The 16,896-nt window shown below is 43.7% G+C and carries 13 protein-coding genes; 7 read left to right on the forward strand and 6 right to left on the reverse strand.

Annotated features, from left to right (window positions below; all coding sequences use genetic code 11):
* Positions 1-187: 187 nt before the first annotated feature.
* Entirely contained in the window at positions 188-829 is a 642-nt protein-coding gene (gene crp, locus A3738_RS17750; RefSeq protein ID WP_068473863.1) for a cAMP-activated global transcriptional regulator CRP, read from the forward strand.
* Positions 830-892: 63 nt separating this feature from the next.
* On the opposite strand, the gene A3738_RS17755 is transcribed toward crp, so the two are convergent.
* The gene (locus A3738_RS17755) at positions 893-1,471 is read right to left on the reverse strand and encodes a hypothetical protein (RefSeq protein WP_068473860.1); all 579 of its coding nucleotides are present in this window, start codon (positions 1,469-1,471) and stop codon (positions 893-895) included.
* Between the two features lie 248 nt (positions 1,472-1,719).
* Here A3738_RS17755 and aceE point away from each other — a divergent pair, with 248 nt between their 5' ends.
* From aceE to A3738_RS17770, 3 genes are read left to right on the forward strand one after another with little or no spacing between them, the layout of a single operon-like run.
* Positions 1,720-4,371 carry a pyruvate dehydrogenase (acetyl-transferring), homodimeric type gene (gene aceE, locus A3738_RS17760; RefSeq protein WP_068473857.1) on the forward strand — a complete coding sequence of 884 codons (2,652 nt, stop codon included), beginning with the start codon at positions 1,720-1,722 and terminating at the stop codon, positions 4,369-4,371.
* Positions 4,372-4,383: 12 nt separating this feature from the next.
* Positions 4,384-6,015 carry a dihydrolipoyllysine-residue acetyltransferase gene (locus tag A3738_RS17765; RefSeq protein ID WP_068473854.1) on the forward strand — a complete coding sequence of 544 codons (1,632 nt, stop codon included), beginning with the start codon at positions 4,384-4,386 and terminating at the stop codon, positions 6,013-6,015.
* A 52-nt stretch (positions 6,016-6,067) separates the two neighbouring features.
* Entirely contained in the window at positions 6,068-7,486 is a 1,419-nt protein-coding gene (locus tag A3738_RS17770) for a PilZ domain-containing protein (RefSeq protein ID WP_068473851.1), read from the forward strand.
* A 29-nt stretch (positions 7,487-7,515) separates the two neighbouring features.
* Here A3738_RS17770 and A3738_RS17775 read toward each other — a convergent pair whose 3' ends face one another.
* On the reverse strand, positions 7,516-7,725 hold the full coding sequence (locus tag A3738_RS17775) for a cold-shock protein (RefSeq protein WP_068473848.1): 210 nt from the start codon (positions 7,723-7,725) through the stop codon (positions 7,516-7,518).
* Between the two features lie 327 nt (positions 7,726-8,052).
* On the opposite strand from A3738_RS17775, the gene A3738_RS17780 reads away from it, so the two are divergent.
* On the forward strand, positions 8,053-8,466 hold the full coding sequence (locus A3738_RS17780; protein ID WP_231876687.1) for a cytochrome c5 family protein: 414 nt from the start codon (positions 8,053-8,055) through the stop codon (positions 8,464-8,466).
* 48 nt (positions 8,467-8,514) lie between these two features.
* On the opposite strand, the gene A3738_RS17785 is transcribed toward A3738_RS17780, so the two are convergent.
* Together A3738_RS17785 and A3738_RS17790 are read right to left on the reverse strand one after the other, a co-directional pair.
* Positions 8,515-10,263 carry a DEAD/DEAH box helicase gene (locus A3738_RS17785; RefSeq protein WP_068473842.1) on the reverse strand — a complete coding sequence of 583 codons (1,749 nt, stop codon included), beginning with the start codon at positions 10,261-10,263 and terminating at the stop codon, positions 8,515-8,517.
* A gap of 72 nt (positions 10,264-10,335) precedes the next feature.
* Positions 10,336-10,869, reverse strand: coding sequence for a PadR family transcriptional regulator (locus A3738_RS17790; RefSeq protein WP_068473874.1), 534 nt, complete (start codon positions 10,867-10,869; stop codon positions 10,336-10,338).
* 107 nt (positions 10,870-10,976) lie between these two features.
* Between A3738_RS17790 and A3738_RS17795 the strand changes: the two genes are divergently transcribed.
* Positions 10,977-12,620, forward strand: coding sequence for an NAD(P)/FAD-dependent oxidoreductase (locus A3738_RS17795; RefSeq protein ID WP_068473839.1), 1,644 nt, complete (start codon positions 10,977-10,979; stop codon positions 12,618-12,620).
* A gap of 11 nt (positions 12,621-12,631) precedes the next feature.
* Here A3738_RS17795 and A3738_RS17800 read toward each other — a convergent pair whose 3' ends face one another.
* Both A3738_RS17800 and A3738_RS17805 read right to left on the reverse strand, forming a co-directional pair.
* On the reverse strand, positions 12,632-13,768 hold the full coding sequence (locus A3738_RS17800) for an anhydro-N-acetylmuramic acid kinase (protein WP_068473837.1): 1,137 nt from the start codon (positions 13,766-13,768) through the stop codon (positions 12,632-12,634).
* Entirely contained in the window at positions 13,758-15,071 is a 1,314-nt protein-coding gene (locus A3738_RS17805; protein WP_068473834.1) for an OapA family protein, read from the reverse strand. The genes A3738_RS17800 and A3738_RS17805 overlap by 11 nt, the downstream gene beginning before the upstream one ends.
* Before the next feature lie 186 nt (positions 15,072-15,257).
* Between A3738_RS17805 and tyrS the strand changes: the two genes are divergently transcribed.
* Complete coding sequence (gene tyrS / locus A3738_RS17810; protein WP_068473832.1) at positions 15,258-16,460, forward strand: tyrosine--tRNA ligase; 1,203 nt, start codon at positions 15,258-15,260, stop codon at positions 16,458-16,460.
* Positions 16,461-16,896: the final 436 nt, after the last annotated feature.

Here is a 16,896-nt window from a genome sequence, read left to right on the forward strand (position 1 = left end):
TACCACAAAACAGAGTTTATTTTTATAAATGTGTATTTGATTTATTAGTCTATACTTTTAACTATCAATAAGTTGCCGAGAGCAGTTAAACATCGACAAAGGTGTTATTCGGTCTTGAAGGCATAATATAAAAAAGCGAAGTGAGCCGAGTAGCTCGTTTGCATATATGCATAAAAAGGTGTGTCGAATGTCCACAATCTTAAAACCAGTAGAAAGTAAAACTAAGCACTTGGACTTTTTCTTAAGTCAGTGTCACCGCCGTAAGTACCCAAGCAAAAGTACGATTATTTATGCCGGTGATAAAAGTGATTCTTTGTTCTATATCATTAAAGGCTCAGTTACTGTCATTATTGAAGATGATGATGGTCGCGAGATGATCATGGCTTACCTGAATACTGGTGATTTCTTCGGTGAAATGGGCTTGTTCGATAACATGGACTCGCGCAGTGCTTGGGTCAAAGCGAAGACAGAATGTGAAGTAGCTGAAATTAGCTATACCAAATTTAGAGAGATTTCTAATCAAGATCCTCGTATTCTTTACTTCATTGGTGAGCAAATGGCGTCCCGTCTACGCCAAACTACTCGCAAAGTTGGAGATCTAGCTTTCCTTGATGTGACAGGACGTGTTGCAAGAACACTACTTGATCTGTGTAAGGAGCCAGATGCGATGACTCACCCAGACGGCATGCAGATTAAAATTACGCGTCAAGAAATCGGACGTATCGTTGGCTGTTCTCGTGAAATGGTAGGTCGAGTACTAAAGACACTTGAAGAGCAGGGTCTCGTTCAAGTGAAAGGTAAGACGATGGTTGTATACGGCACGAGATAGACGTAAGCGACATATGAAAAAAGGCGCATTTTGATGCGCCTTTTTTGTTTTTGGCTTTTAGAACTATCGTACTTGAGTTGTCGTAGATCCTTGAGACGTCCAGTCAGAGATATAAATACTTCCGATCGTGCTCGGGTCGTTCAAATCATCCCCACCGATATTTTCAAACTTCAGCAAGTCGATCTGAAGGTCTCTATCATGTTGCACGCTTCCATCTGAATTGAACGTTGCTTCATGTTTAAAATTGCTTTTGTTGTACTGAATCTGACTGAAGGTATCAAAAGAGGCTGCGTCACCCACTACGCGTTCATTAGGTTTAACGATAGCTTGTAGGTTTGGGTCAAACTCTAAGTCAGGACGCTCTCGCTGGAACTCTTCCGTCAACTGATCTTCCAGTGATTTTATCGTCGATTCGGCAGATTTGATGGATGTATCGTCAGTGGACTCATTTTCGGGAGGTTCCTCATTCTTGCCAAGAGCTTCGACACGCAAGCCCGCAGCAGTTGGTCCGTATATTTGGAGTAGCCCGCTTCCAGAGTCTAGCGCTAGATCACTCATGTCATTTTCAGAAAGCGGCTCAACCGCATAGGCAAAAAATGAGAAGCTCATCAATAATGTGAATGTTGAGTATAAGTATTTCATTGTAAATTGCTAGATTGTCGTTATATTTAGTTAACCAGTTGGGCAAGATTTAAATTTTCGCGAACACACACTAAAAAAAATCTCGACTACCCTTTTATTCCACCGTTTGTGTTCGTTCCGAAAGGTCGGAACAAATATTACATTTGTTTAAATTATGAGCAATTTGGCGCGGAATTGGAATGTTTTTGTCGGCCATTTCAGTACATTTTGTCCATATATGCAAAGTCACATAAGTCTACGGAGTAATTATGAACTCAGATCAGGACCCAAATGGTACTGAAGAATGGCTAGATGCCCTCAGCTCACTAATTAAGTTTGAAGGGCTCGAACGCGCGCAGTATATCCTTTCTCGACTGCAAGACCTAGGCGCTTCGAGTGGTTTATTGCCAACGCATTCTGTCGTTACTCCCTATCGCAACACGATTCCGCTAAAAGACGAAGCCAGAATGCCTGGTGATTTATTCATGGAGCGTCGTATTCGCTCCTTGATTCGGTGGAACGCGATGGCAATGGTATTGCGCGCAAATGATCGTCCGGGCGCTCTCGGTGGTCATATTTCGTCATTTTCTTCTAGCGCGACGCTATACGATGTTGGTTTCAACTATTTCTTTCATGCCGGTGATGATAAGCGAGAAGCTGACTTAGTGTATGTCCAAGGGCACTCATCTCCAGGTATTTATGCGCGTTCATATTTAGAGGGACGATTTGACGAAGGTCAGATGGATCGTTTCAGAAATGAGGTGGATGGGGATGGTCTATCTTCATACCCGCATCCATGGTTAATGCCGGATTATTGGCAATTCCCGACGGTTTCTATGGGGCTTGGTCCTTTACAGGCGATTTATCAAGCGCATGTCATGAAGTATCTCCATAGCCGAGGCTTAACAGATAAAGGTGAGAGAAAAGTATGGTGTTTCATTGGTGACGGTGAAACGGATGAACCTGAAACTCTTGGCTCAATTGCCTTAGCAGGTCGAGAAAAACTCGATAATCTTATTTTTGTTGTGAACTGTAATCTGCAGCGTTTGGATGGACCGGTGCGTGGCAATGGTAAAATCATCCAAGAATTAGAAGGTGTGTTTAGAGGCGCAGGCTGGAATGTTTTAAAGGTTGTTTGGGGGCGTAAATGGGATCCGCTATTTGAGCAGGATGAAAATGGTGCAATGCAACAAGCTATGAATGAGCTTGTTGATGGAGAAATGCAGAGCTTTAAGTCCAACGGCGGCGCGTATACACGTAAGCACTTCTTTGGTCGTTATCCTGAGCTCGGGAAGTTGGCAGATAATCTAACGGATGAAGATATTGAGCAGCTAAACCGTGGAGGTCACGACCCATATAAAGTCTACGCGGCATATCATAAGGCCGTGCATCATAAAGGTCAGCCAACCGTTATCTTAGCGCATACTGTTAAAGGTTACGGTTTCGGTAAAATGGGCGAGGCGACGAATACAACCCACTCTCTCAAAAAACTTGATATCGATACCTTAAAAGCATTTAGGGATAGATTTGGCGTTCCGATTAGTGACGAAAAAATAGGGGATGTTCCTTATTATCGTCCTGCACCAGATAGCCCTGAAGCGATCTACATGAAAAGGCGTCGTGAAGAACTTGGTGGTTTCTTTCCAAAACGTCGACAAAAAAGTGCACCGCTTTCAGTTCCAGGGCTTGATGTGTTCCAAGCTCAGCTTGATGGATCAGGTGATAGAGAAATCTCAACGACAATGGCCTTCGTTCGTATGCTTTCTTCTCTCACTAAAGAAAAACGTATCGGAAAAAGAGTCGTGCCAATCGTTCCAGACGAAGCTCGGACATTTGGTATGGAAGGCATGTTCAGACAACTAGGCATCTATACCTCTGAAGGGCAAAAGTATGTGCCAAATGATCGTGATCAGGTCATGTATTATCGTGAGGATCAAGCTGGTCAAATACTAGAGGAAGGCATTAATGAAGCCGGTGCAATGGCTGCATGGATAGCCTGTGCGACATCTTATAGTGTGCACGATTATCCGCTAATCCCGTTTTATATCTATTACTCCATGTTTGGTTTTCAGCGTGTCGGAGATCTTGCCTGGGCGGCTGGTGATATGCGTGCTCGAGGATTTTTAATAGGCGGCACCGCAGGTCGAACCACCTTAAATGGTGAAGGCTTGCAGCACCAAGACGGGCATAGCCATGTATTAGCATCAACTATCCCGAATTGTTTAGCTTACGATCCAGCATTTGCATGTGAAATGGCAGTAATTGTTCAGCATGGCATGAAGCGAATGTACGAAGACAATGAATCTGTTTATTACTATCTGACAATTACTAACGAAAACTATAAACAGCTTCCTTTGGTCAAAGGCAGTGAAGAGGGAATCCTTCGCGGCATGTATAAACGTGAAGAGCTAAATTCTGACGGTGATCTTCATGTTCAATTACTGGGTAGTGGTACTATTTATAACGAAGTCGCTGCCGCAGCACAGTTATTAAAAGATGATTATGGCGTTGCCTCTAGTGTATGGAGTGTAACGAGTTTTAATGAGCTCGCGCGCGATGGCCAGCTATGTTCGCGTTGGAATCTGCTTAATCCTGATGCGAAAGCTAAGTCTTCATATGTAGAGCAATGTTTAGGAAGCTCTGAAAGCCCTGTCATCGCCTCAACTGACTACATGCGTCTTTATGCAGAACAAATTAGAGCGTATGTCGATGCTCCCTATACAGTGTTAGGAACGGATGGCTTTGGGCGCAGCGATACGCGAGAGAAATTACGTCAATTCTTTGAGGTTGATCGTTATTACGTCGTTATCGCAGCACTCGACAGTCTCGCTAAACAAGGAAAAATTGACTCAAGTGTAAGTCTTGAGGCCATGCGAAAATATAAAATTGATCGCAGTAGTATTGCGCCAATGTTGCGGTAATAGGAGGAACGTATGAATAGTATAGAAATTTACGTTCCTGACGTAGGTACCGAAGACGCGGTTGAAGTTATTGAGCTATTAGTGAATGTAGGGGATTCGATCGCGATTGATGATCCGATTATCGTGCTTGAATCAGATAAGGCGAGCATCGAAGTACCGGCAACGAGTGCTGGTGTTATTGATGCCATTAAGGTGAAAGTCGGTGACCAAGTAAAACAAGGCGATACTCTAATATCTGTATCTGCAGAGAGTTCTGATGAACCAGAAAGCGGCGAACAGAAAGAGGATGTTAAAGAAAAGCCTATTGCTGAAATTCAGGAAGCTGCGCCAGAGCAAAATGTGCCGAAAGCAGTTTCAGAATCGACAACTACTGAAGTCATTGTACCTGACCTTGGCGGAGCCGATGAGGTAGAGGTCATTGAGCTTTGCGCTGGTGTAGGGACAAACCTTAATGCTGATGATGCCATCATTGTGCTTGAATCTGATAAGGCCTCGATGGATATACCTTGTCCCGTAGCGGGAGAGATTCTAGATTTTAAAGTTTCTCTTAGTGACAAAGTCAAAGAAGGCGATGTTATCGCTTTGATCAAAACGCAAGCTACTAGCGAACCAGAAAACAACGCGACACCACCTTTAAAAGAGCAAAACGCAAAGACTTCAACTTCGGAAGCTAAGAGCGTTAAGCCGTCGAGCCAAACGAATTCATCAGTTCCATCGAGTGCAATGCAACCTCATGAGCAGAATGATAGTGTGCATGCAGGGCCAGCCGTTCGAAAATTAGCGAGAGAGCTTGGTGTTTATTTGGATAGAGTCAGTCCGACTGGTCCGAGGGGGCGAATTCAGAAAGATGACTTGAATGCCTATATAAAAGCGCAAGTTCAAGCTGCGCAAAATGGAATCGTGTCTTCAGGGCCAGTTCAGCCAGAGCTTCCGGACTTTGGTAAGTTTGGTGAAGTTGAAATACGTAAACTTGAAAAATTACACGCGTTAACTGCTAAGAATATGCAGTCGAGTTGGAACAATGTTCCACATGTTACGCAGTTTGATGAAGCAGATATTACCGAGTTAGAAACTTTCAGAAAGTCGAAAAAAGATGCGGCAGCGGCTAAAGGCCTTAAGTTGACGCCTTTGCCCTTTATGATCAAAGCATGTGCACATGCGCTGAAGGATCTACCTCAGTTTAATGTTTCACTTGATATGGCGAATAATCAGATTATTCAGAAGCATTATTACAACATCGGTATTGCAGTAGATACGAGCTATGGATTGGTTGTTCCAGTGATCAAAGACGTGCTACATAAAGATTTATGGGAGATAACTGCAGAGCTTGGTGAACTAGCTGAAAAAGCCAAAGCACGCAAATTATCCCCAGCCGACATGCAGGGGGCTTGTTTCACTATCTCTAGTTTGGGAAGTGTTGGAGGGACTGCGTTTACGCCAATTGTTAATCAACCTGAGGTCGCAATTCTCGGTGCCTCAAAGGCGCAAATGAAACCGATATACTCTAACGGTGAATTCCACCCGCGCTTAATGCTGCCCTTGTCGTTGTCTTACGACCATCGTGCAGTAAACGGAGCAGATGCTGCAAGATTTAGTGGCGTCATAGCTAAATATTTGTCTGATATTCGCGAGCTTTTGCTTTAAACTAGTCCCTAGTCCACCAGAAATAAAAAAATCATAAGGGTAGATTAGGGGTATGGAATTTCAGACTCGCTTCATTCGGCATGAAGATCGGCGTATTGCACGTCAGGCTCTTAGCGGTAAACATGGTTTCCGAGCGAGCGTTCTAATGCCAGGGGGGCAAATCGAGGCCTCCCTAAATGACTTTTCTAGTATTGGTTTCGCAATCAATATTCCTCATCATAGCCAGCATAATCTGCAAGTAGGTGGGCCTGTCTCATTGAGAGTGAGTCCAATGATTGGTTACGAATATGATTTACGTGGCATTGTCATTGATATTCGCTCCGATCGACAGCAAGGAACTAAGGTCTCAGCGGTCATAGAGCATGAGCAGAGTAATCCACATGGTAATTTTCAACCGATATTACTCAACGCAGAACAAAGCTTAAAAGGCCAGCTTGTTCATCCCTTTGCTTACAAGCAAAGTTCATACTTCGAAGTAGAAAGTTTATCGCTTCATGGTTTTGTCGCTTCAAATATTAATTCTGACTTCACTCTTTTCGATGGTATGCGAGTGGAATTTAGTTTGGGGACAGTTCACGGCTTACAAAAGGTCTTTGGTACGGTGAGTAATATTGGCCTAACCGAAGAGAATTTGATTCGTTGTTTTATTGCCGTGGATGAGTTTTCACCGAGTGCTCAACGAGAATTATCGCAACACTGTTTTCACTTTGCTCAAAAAACGCCTCAAGAAATTTCTCTTTCTGGAATAGAGGCAAATCATGTCCAGAATTTCGTTCAGTATCGTTTTGTTGAAACACAGGCAGAATACGAAGCGGTTTTAAAGCTTCGCCGTAAGTCATATGCAAGGCTGGGACTCTGCGATAAAGACGAGCCAATTGCGCGATTTGCACTCGAGCAAGATGCATATGGACGAATATTGATCGCATTCCATAATGCGCGTGTTATTGGTTCAGCTCTGCTCGTTTTTGGCGAGCGTAATGCAAAGCCTTTAGAGCTTGAGTCGGTGTTACCCGCGACAAGTTTTTCTGTATTGCCTGATTACCAGCAGATTATGGAAATTACGGAAGTCTGTATTGAGCGACATTATCAAGATACTGATGTTTTGCAGGGTGTATTTGAAAACATGTATCGAGAAGGGCTGACGGCAGGCAAAAACTACATACTGGTAGGAAGTCCTCCAGAGCTAGTAGAGCACTATAGGTACATGGGCTTTAAAGGTTTAGGCTTGAACTTTCAAAATCCAAGAAATGAAGATGTTGTTATGCAGGTTATGATGCTCGATAAAAATACGGGCATTTGTGGTCAGGGTATGGGGCCGTTGCGTTGGTATAAAGTATGGGGCTATGTCAGCCTGCATTTATATCAGCGTCGAGTTATTGAATATTCAGCTTGGCAAAAAATGCGGGTTAAATTAAACGAGAGTTTGTATAAGTTAGTGATGAGGTTTAGAGGAAAGAACAAAGGGAATTAAAAGCGACGGCTTAACCGTCGCTAGAATGCTTAAGCAGCACTTACGTTTTCAGCTTGCGGGCCCTTACGGCCTTCACCTTCTGTAAAGGTTACACTTTGACCTTCAGTGAGGGTTTTGAAACCTTCACCAGAGATATTGCTGAAATGAACGAACAAGTCTGGACCTGACTCTTGTTGAATAAAACCAAATCCTTTGGATTCATTAAACCATTTTACGGTTCCGGAACGTTTTTCTGACATTATTAAACCTATAAGTACTAAATTTTAAGCATTGCTGAACGTGAAAAATATTGTGGGGCTGTCCCTGATAATTATTCTTCGTCCAATGGTTTCTGCGTTTCAGTGCAAGTCTTTGCGCAGAATATACTTAGTTTAGTTTAGAATTTATAAATAACCAAAGTTCATATAATTTTTCGAAATTAGGATTGCTCTTGTTTGAAGTATGGTTTGGCGGTTAAAATCCCGCACAAATTAAGAGGACTTCCGTTTTAAGAAGTGAGTGGCTTCGCCTATACTTTGGATCAAATTAGTTCCTCCCTACAGATATAATCAAAGATGAGGTGTGAAGTGAAAAAATTAGTAATGAGTATGTTTGCTGCCCTAACGTTAGTAGTGTCTGCATTTACAGCAACTGCAGCGATGGACGACGACAGTATTCGTGAGCGCATTAAACCTGTAGGCAGTGTTTGTGTTCAGGGTGATGATTGTGGTGCAGCGACCGCAGCTGTGGCGTCTGGTCCTCGTGATCCGGAAGAGCTATACAACAGTGTGTGTTCGGCTTGTCATACTTCTGGCGCGCTAGGTGCTCCAAAGCTAGGCTCAGCATCAGACTGGTCAGCACGTATGTCTGGTGGCATCGATCAAGTGATTGCGAATGCAATCAATGGTATCAACGCTATGCCTCCTAAAGGCACGTGTTCAACATGTTCTGATGATGACATCGCAAATGCGGTTCAGTACATGGTTGATAACAGCAAGTAATCGTAACGAGTTAAATAAAAAAGCCCGCTTTTGCGGGCTTTTTTGTTACTAGCTTTTACTGACTTTTCTCTTACGCGGCTTGCTCGAGGGCTTTTTGTTCTCTTTGCGTTTCGAATCATTCTTCGCAAAGTTCTCGTTTAGCGGCACCATTTTCATTGGGCGTTGCGCCACACGAGTTTTTTGCAATAGCTTAAGCAAGTCGTTAGGCATTCCTGATGGTAAGTCGACGGTTGTTAAGCGGTCATAGATTTCTATCTGACCAATGTAGTCGCTTGAAAGTTCTGCCGCATTCGCAATGGCAGCGACGATTTGTCCCGGTTTGATCTTGTCTACACGGCCGACTTGGATTTTGTAGCGAGTTAATTCTACATCTGGATATTTTTGAAGAGGTCGAATCGGCCCTTCTTTAATCGATTTTGAATCGCCTTTGCTGCGATCTCTATCTCTGCTCTCAGCATCTTGCATCGCTCGATCTGATTTAGGGTCAAGCAATAAGTTTCTGCCGCCTTGAGAAAGCTTAGCGAGTGCCGCTGCAACGACTATTGGATCTGCATGACGTGCGTCGATTAGTTTTTCGATTAATTCTTGGTAGAAACTTAAATCGCTAGACTCGATCGTTTCCATAATTTGCTGATTGAATTGCTCGATACGCAACTCATTGATTTTAGCTGCGCTTGGTATTTCCATGCGTTCGATCGACTTTGCTGAAATCTTTTCGATAGCACGTAGCATGCGTTTTTCGCGTGGTGCGACGAACAGAATAGCGTCCCCTGAACGACCTGCGCGCCCAGTTCGACCGATACGGTGAACATAAGCTTCTGTGTCGTATGGAATGTCATAGTTTACAACATGGCTGATGCGGTCAACATCTAAACCTCGAGCAACAACGTCCGTTGCAACAAGAATATCGATGTCGCCTTTTTTTAGCTTATCGACAGTTTTCTCACGGCTTGCTTGTGGAATATCACCATTCAGTGCGGTTGCAGAAAATCCGCGGGCACGAAGTTTTGTGCTTAACTCCTCTGTCGCAACCTTAGTTCTGACGAAGATGATAACGCCATCAAAAGGTTCAACTTCTAGAATCCTGCTTAACGCATCTAATTTATTGAGTCCTTGAGCAATCCAGTAACGTTGGCGAACAGTACTTGCTGTAGCTGTTTTAGATGCAATTTTTATGTGCGCAGGATTATTAAGATGCGCATCGGCAACACGTTTGATCTCTTTAGGCATCGTTGCAGAGAACAATGCAATCTGACGAGATTCAGGTGTGTGCTCTAAAATCCAATTAACATCATCAATGAAACCCATGCGTAGCATTTCATCGGCTTCATCCAGCACCAGTGTTTTTAGGTTGTCTAGCTTAAGAGTCCCGCGACGCATATGATCCATTACACGACCCGGTGTTCCTACAACAATTTGCGTTCCGCGTTTGAGTTGACGCAGTTGTATGCTGTAGCTCTGTCCACCGTAGATCGACAGAACATTTACGCCAGGTAAGTATTTCGCATAGCTTTCAAATGCTTCTGCGACTTGAATCGCTAGCTCGCGAGTAGGCGCGAGAACTAAAACTTGAGGTAGTGAGCTTTTCGCTTCAATTTCACAAAGCACTGGAAGAGCGAAAGCAGCTGTTTTACCAGTACCTGTCTGCGCTTGACCTAGAATGTCGCGGCCTTCTCGAATGACCGGAATGGCTTGTTCTTGTATAGGAGATGCTGTTTCGTAACCTAATTCTGAAACGGCTTTAAGTAATTGCTCGGTTAGACCAAGTTCATGAAATGTTTTGGAGGCTTCGCTCACTAAGATTTTCCTCAATTGGGAGGTGATAAAAAGAGGCGGGAGTATACGCGTGAGTGGAAGAAAAATCTCTGATTATTTCTTGAACAATTGTGTCGCTTCTTCAGCCCACCTCAACCAAGCCTCTTCGCCGAGTATTCCTCGACGCAAAGTAAGGTAAGGATAGCGGAAGTTTAGTTGTTCGTTTGAAGAAAGAGAAAGATATTTTTTCTCAAGAGCAAGTAAGTAGTTAAGGGTATTTTGATGGATCTCTATATGACGCTCAATTTCTGATGCGATATCTTCTATCGGCGCGGAATCGGCTCCATATATTTTCACCAGTAATGCATCGTTGATTTTGTTTGTGGCGACGGGCTCTTTCAACCAACGCAAAAGCTCATCTTTTCCCTGTTGTGTGATGGCATAGATTTTTTTGTCGGGTTTTCCTGATTGGATTTCGCTCTGAAATGCAATGAGTTCCTCGTCATGAAGGATTTTAAGTTGTCTGTATATTTGCTGGTGCTTTGCATTCCAGAAATATCCGACACTTTCTTTAAACTGCTGAAGCAAGTCGTAACCTGAATGTGGTTTTTGATCCAGCATGACCAAGATGGCGTGTTTTAATGACAAAACAGACTCCATATGCAATTTGTTGCATATTAATCTTCATTTGCTTAATATGCAAAGCTCTTATTAAAAGAGCTATGTAGATCCCAACATCGTAAGGTAACTTCGTTATGAGCACAGTTAGAACAGGTACTCGCTTTAGAAAGAAAAAAGCAGCAGATCATTATGACGTCATTGTTATCGGTTCTGGAATTGGTGGGCTCGCAAATGCTGCGCTTCTATCTAAGTTAGGTAAGAAAGTTTGTGTTTTAGAGCAACATTATACTGCTGGCGGCTATACACATGCTTATGAGCGTGAAGGCTATGAATGGGATGTAGGTGTTCACTATATTGGGGAGGTGCATAGGCCAAACAGTACATTGCGTCGAGTTTTTGATGTGATCACTGACGGTCAGCTTGAGTGGGCGGAGATGGACACGCTCTACGATCAGGTATACATCGGAGACAAGGCATACAACTTTATGGCGGGTCCTCAAAACTTCAAAGAAGAAATGAAGTTTAATTTCCCAGAGGAATCAGATGCAATCGATCAGTATGTCGATTTGCTTTACGAAACGAGCTCTAAGGTGCCTAAGTTCTTTGCAGGACAAGCATTACCTAAAACTCCCGGTACCTTGTATAACAAGTTTCGGGATAAGGTACTCCCAGATTATATGTTCAAAACGACCTATGAGGTGTTGTCCGGCTTAACTCAAAATCAAGAATTGATCGCGGTTCTTACAGGGCAGTGGGGGGATTACGGTCTTCCACCGAAAAAGGCGGCGTTCATTATGCACGCGATGGTCGCGAAGCATTATCTCAACGGTGGTGCTTACCCAGTCGGAGGTGCAGCGAGAATAGCAGAAACAATTATTCCTGTTATTCAGCAATCTGGCGGCGAGGTCTTTACCTATGCAGGTGTTGACGAGGTGCTTGTCAAAAATAATAAAGCTTATGGTGTTCGTTTGGTGAAAGGTGATGAGCTTTATGCAGATGAGATAGTAAGTTGTGCGGGTTTAGTGCCGACTTTGAACAAGCTATTGCCAGAAGAGTCAGTGAAAAAGAATGGTTACGATAAGCTTGTCACCAAGGTAGAGACTTCATCTGCGCACCTTTGTATATATGCTGGTTTCAAAGGCTCTGCAGAGTCTTTGCAAATTCCTAAGAAAAATTTCTGGTTATACCCGCATTATGATCACGATAAAGCGGTTGATGACTTCTACGCTAGTAAAGATATGGACTTTCCTCTGGTTTATATTTCGTTCCCTTCAGCAAAAGATCCACAATGGGAAGATCGCTATCCCGGAAAGTCGACGGTCGAAATCGTCACCGTGTGCAAGCCTGAGTGGTTTGAAAAATGGCAAGGCACAACTTGGGGTAAGCGGGGTGATGAGTATGAGACGCTTAAGCAGGAGCTTACAGGTCGGCTCATGGCAAAGTTGTATCAACATATGCCTCAACTTGAAGGTGCTTTGGATTACGTTGAGTTGTCTACGCCTCTTTCCACTCAGTGGTTCCAATGGAACGAAGGTGGTGAGATTTATGGTATCGAGCATGATGTCGAGCGTTTTAGACAAAGTTGGATTCATCCAAAGACCGAGATTAAAAACTTTTATTTAACAGGCTCTGATGTGGTAACTGCTGGTGTGGGTGGTGCATTGATGGGAGGGGTTATGACCTCAATGGCAATGATGGGCTTGAAAGCAAATAAAGTGACAGAGCTTCTTAAAAAAGGTGTTTCACCGCAAGCGCAAGAAACAGAGCAAACTGTTTAGATACAAGGTCTTTAAGAGAGGTGTATCGCGCCTAAGATTTTTGGACGTGATGCACCGGTCGCGCTGATTAGATTTCCAGCTTTTCGTTCCGTTGTTTGCTTGGCGAGCCATGCAAAAGCACATGCTTCAACGTCATCGACTGGTATTCCGAGCTCATCTGTAAACTGAATATGCTCGTTGCTGAGCGTTTCAATCCTGTCTATAAGAAGTTGATTGTGAGCGCCGCCGCCGCAAACATAAAACTTCACCGGACCAACTAGATTCTGTTTTTCTGCCTTGATTGTGTCTGCCACGCTAACGGCGCTTAATTCAAGCAAGGTCCGTTGAACATCTTCTGGTTTTAAATCTTGAATCTCATGCTGATTCAGCCAATGAAGATTGAAGTATTCTCGACCGGTGCTTTTAGGAGCTGGGGCGGAGAAAAACGGATCGCTGTATAAGCACTTTAATAAGCTAGGAATCACTTTTCCAGAGCTAGCCCATGCGCCGTTTTCATCATAATCTTTGTCTTTGTGGCACTCTATCCAACGATCAAGCAAAGTGTTTGCGGGCCCAATATCGTATCCATAGCTGTTATGCATGTGACCCTCTGGGATCACGCTAATGTTGCCAATTCCGCCTAGGTTGATAATGAAATGGTGTGCGTCTTTGCTCGAAAATATAGCCTCATGAAATGCGGGGACCAAAGGTGCGCCTTGGCCGCCGCAGACCATGTCTGCCATTCTGAAGTCATTGATCGTCATAATGCCTGAGTGTTCCGCGATGGCATGTCCATTACCAATTTGGATGGAGAAGGGTGTTGGACCTTCTGGGCGATGGCGGATGGTTTGTCCGTGGCTTCCTATAGCCGTAACGCTTTCCGGATTGATGTTTAGGCGAGTTAGGAAGTCGTTCGTGCTTTTACCAATGAACTTCCCCAGTTCATGATCTACTCGACCAAAACGCTCTAGCTCTTCATCAGAGTTTGAATCACAGAGTTGGGATAAGGCGTGTCGCAATTTTTCCGGTAGTTTTATGCAATCAGATTGAACTGTATGGATCTTATTGTCCTCGAATTTAACGAGGGCAATATCAAGGCCGTCTATGCTAGTGCCTGAAATGCAGCCTATATAGAGTTGTTGGCTGGTGGTCACAAGGCTACTGATCATTCAGCGCTAGCTGAAAGTTTTCACGCAGGGTATCTAGTTGCGCTAAGAGAGGCTTTGTTTGAAGCGAGAAGAGCTCAACTTCACTGTTAGGTACTGGTTTTGCGTGTGGTAGCTTCACTCGAACAGGGTTCTTGTGTACGCCATTCACGCGAAACTCATAGTGAAGGTGAGGGCCTGATGCTAAACCTGTGCTGCCAACGTAACCAATGATTTGTCCTTGTTTGACGCGCTTCCCTACTTTTATGTTGCGAGCGAACTTATGCATGTGTGCATATAGTGTGGTGATCTTTTGGCCGTGCTGAAGTATGACTACATTGCCATATCCGCCTTTTCGGCCAGCAAATGTCACTTTACCGTCACCCGTTGCTTTAATTGGTGTTCCGCGAGAAGCTGCATAATCTGTCCCTTTGTGGGCGCGGATTTTATGAAGTACAGGGTGTTTGCGCTTCAGGTTGAAGTGAGAAGAGATGCGAGCAAAATCTACAGGCGTTCGGATAAACGCTTTGCGCATACTCTCACCTGAGGGTGTAAAGTAATTTGAAACGCCATTCGCGTCAGTATAAATGACGGCTTCTAGGTGACGTCCTTGATTGCTGAAGTTGGCCGCAAGTATTCGACCATCCTTATAAGGTTGGCCATCTACAAATAGCTTTTCATATACCAGACTGAACTTGTCGCCTTTGCGGATATCTAGGGCGAAATCCACGTCCCAGCCAAAGATATTGGCGAGACCCATGATTTGAGATTGCCCCAAACCTGCGTTTTGACCAGCAAGAAATAAGGATGAGTCGATTGTGCCCTCGGCATATGCTAGCTCAACTTCTGGTTCTCTGGTAACAACTTCCGTTACGAACGAGCCGTCTTGTTGACGATCTAAAAATACAGTTTCAGTGAGAGACCGAGATAGCTTGATTCGACTTAATTGATTTGCATCGTCATTCAGAAACGCTATTTTTTCGCCGGGGAAGATTCGTGTGAGCTCTTTGTTTTGTTTTCCTGCGCCAAGTACTTTGTACATGGTTGCGTCATTATACCCGCCTAAAGCAAATAGCTTTGATAGAGTATCGCCTTCATTCACTGAGAAGGTTTGCCAGTTTTCTAAGGGTTCAATTTGTAGTTCGTGATCTTGAGGAGTGGCAAGTTCAGCGCTGTTGATAGTTGCTTCTTTTGGAATGTCGATGGCGATCGTTGTGTTTTTCGTCGCATTAACTTTGCTACTAGGGCTGATAAGTAAAATAAGGGTAATGAGAACGCCAACTGTGCCTGCTGCGAGAACGTGCGTTTTTGGAAATGCGTGAAACAAAACTTGCCTACAATCAATAACTAAAAGTGAACATCTAATTTTTAGTATATCTATGTAATCCCATCGCGCAAAGTGAATGAATGCAAAGGTGGCTTACTTCACCATTAAAATTGGTATAATGCCGCACTTTTGAATTTTTGACTTGTGTGCAGGCGCCTTCAAGGCGTGATATTGGAGAAGTAAGGTATGTTGTCGGTAGAAGAACAATTAGCAATTATTAAGCGAGGTGCTGAAGAGCTAATTGTAGAAGAAGAGCTTGTTGAAAAACTAAAAGCAGGCAAGAAGCTGAGAGTGAAAGCGGGCTTCGATCCGACTGCGCCAGACCTTCATTTAGGTCATACCGTACTTATTAATAAGTTAAAGCAGTTCCAAGATCTCGGGCATGAAGTGATGTTTTTGATTGGTGATTTTACCGGAATGATTGGTGATCCGACTGGTAAAAGCGCGACACGTCCTCCTTTAACTGAGCAGCAAGTTCAAGAGAATGCTCAAACCTATAAAGAGCAGGTCTTCAAGATTCTTGATCCAGCCAAAACAAAAGTCATGTTCAATTCTGAGTGGATGAGCAAGATGAGTGCGGTGGATATGATTCGCCTTGCTGGTCAATATACCGTTGCGCGCATGTTGGAGCGTGATGACTTTAGTAAGCGATTCAAAGGTGAGCAATCGATTGCTATCCATGAATTTCTTTATCCCTTAGTCCAAGGGTATGACTCCGTTGCTATGGAGGCGGATGTTGAATTGGGTGGTACTGATCAGAAATTCAATTTATTGATGGGTCGCGCTTTGCAGAAAAATGCAGGTCAAGATCCGCAAGCTATTTTGACAATGCCTCTTTTAGAAGGACTTGATGGCGTTCAGAAAATGTCTAAGTCCTTAAAAAACTATGTGGGTGTGAGTGATGCTCCTGGTTTGATGTATACTAAACTTCTGTCAATGCCAGACGCTATGATTGGTCGCTACTTTGAATTGTTAAGCTTTAGGTCGATGGATGAAGTTACGGCTTTATTGGCTGAAATAGAGGCGGGGCGTAATCCTCAAGAAGTGAAAGATCTGTTTGCGCGCGAAATTATCGAACGGTTCCATGGCGCTGCTGCCGCAGCTGAAGCGCACAAAGGTGCTGGGAATCAGGTGGCACTAGGTGAAATACCAGAGAATTTGGAAGATGTCGAAGTGGCTGCTGATGACGGTCAGGAAGAGTTGCCAATCTCGGCGGTCCTGCGTATGGCGGGTCTAGTTAAGAATGGTGCTGCGGCAAAAGATGTGTTGAAGCGAGGCGCTGTATACGTTGATGGCCAAAAGGTAGAAGCATCTTTAATGATTAAGGTGCGTGGTCGTTTCGTCATTCAGGCTGGCAAGAAAAAAATCGCTCGAGTTTCGATTAAATAAATTATCAAAAACTTATTGACCGTTTGGTTTATATATTTATAATGCGCGCTCGCTTTGAGGGAGACACCTAGGGGAGTCGAAATTGAGGCGAGAAGTGAAGGTCTTCTAGCGTAATTTTTGATCTTTGTTTCTGGTGATTTTTGAGAAGTTTTTGTTGCTTATTTAAGTGTTGAAAACGAGCTCAAAAATAAAATCAGAAAGATCAAAAAAAGTAGTTGACCGGCGAATTAAGATCTATATAATTCGCGCCTCGCTTGAGGGAAGACCCTTCAAAAGGGTTGGAAATAAGCGAGAAGTTAACACCTAATTTTGAGTTTGATTTCAATAAGTTAGTTGCTTAGAAAATTAAATTCAGAAAGTTAAGAAAAGGTGTTGACAATCAACTGAGGCTCTGTAGAATACGCGCCTCGCTTGAGGGAACGGAAACGGTCATCAA

The sequence above is a fragment of the Oleiphilus sp. HI0066 genome, from assembly GCF_001635725.1.

What these genes read in the sequence shown, in the direction of transcription:
- crp (WP_068473863.1), top strand. Translation starts at nt 188, where the DNA reads ATGTCCACAATCTTAAAACCAGTAGAAAGTAAAACTAAGCACTTGGAC.
- A3738_RS17755 (WP_068473860.1), bottom strand. Translation starts at nt 1,471, where the DNA reads ATGAAATACTTATACTCAACATTCACATTATTGATGAGCTTCTCATTT.
- aceE (WP_068473857.1), top strand. Translation starts at nt 1,720, where the DNA reads ATGAACTCAGATCAGGACCCAAATGGTACTGAAGAATGGCTAGATGCC.
- A3738_RS17765 (WP_068473854.1), top strand. Translation starts at nt 4,384, where the DNA reads ATGAATAGTATAGAAATTTACGTTCCTGACGTAGGTACCGAAGACGCG.
- A3738_RS17770 (WP_068473851.1), top strand. Translation starts at nt 6,068, where the DNA reads ATGGAATTTCAGACTCGCTTCATTCGGCATGAAGATCGGCGTATTGCA.
- A3738_RS17775 (WP_068473848.1), bottom strand. Translation starts at nt 7,725, where the DNA reads ATGTCAGAAAAACGTTCCGGAACCGTAAAATGGTTTAATGAATCCAAA.
- A3738_RS17795 (WP_068473839.1), top strand. Translation starts at nt 10,977, where the DNA reads ATGAGCACAGTTAGAACAGGTACTCGCTTTAGAAAGAAAAAAGCAGCA.
- A3738_RS17800 (WP_068473837.1), bottom strand. Translation starts at nt 13,768, where the DNA reads ATGATCAGTAGCCTTGTGACCACCAGCCAACAACTCTATATAGGCTGC.
- tyrS (WP_068473832.1), top strand. Translation starts at nt 15,258, where the DNA reads ATGTTGTCGGTAGAAGAACAATTAGCAATTATTAAGCGAGGTGCTGAA.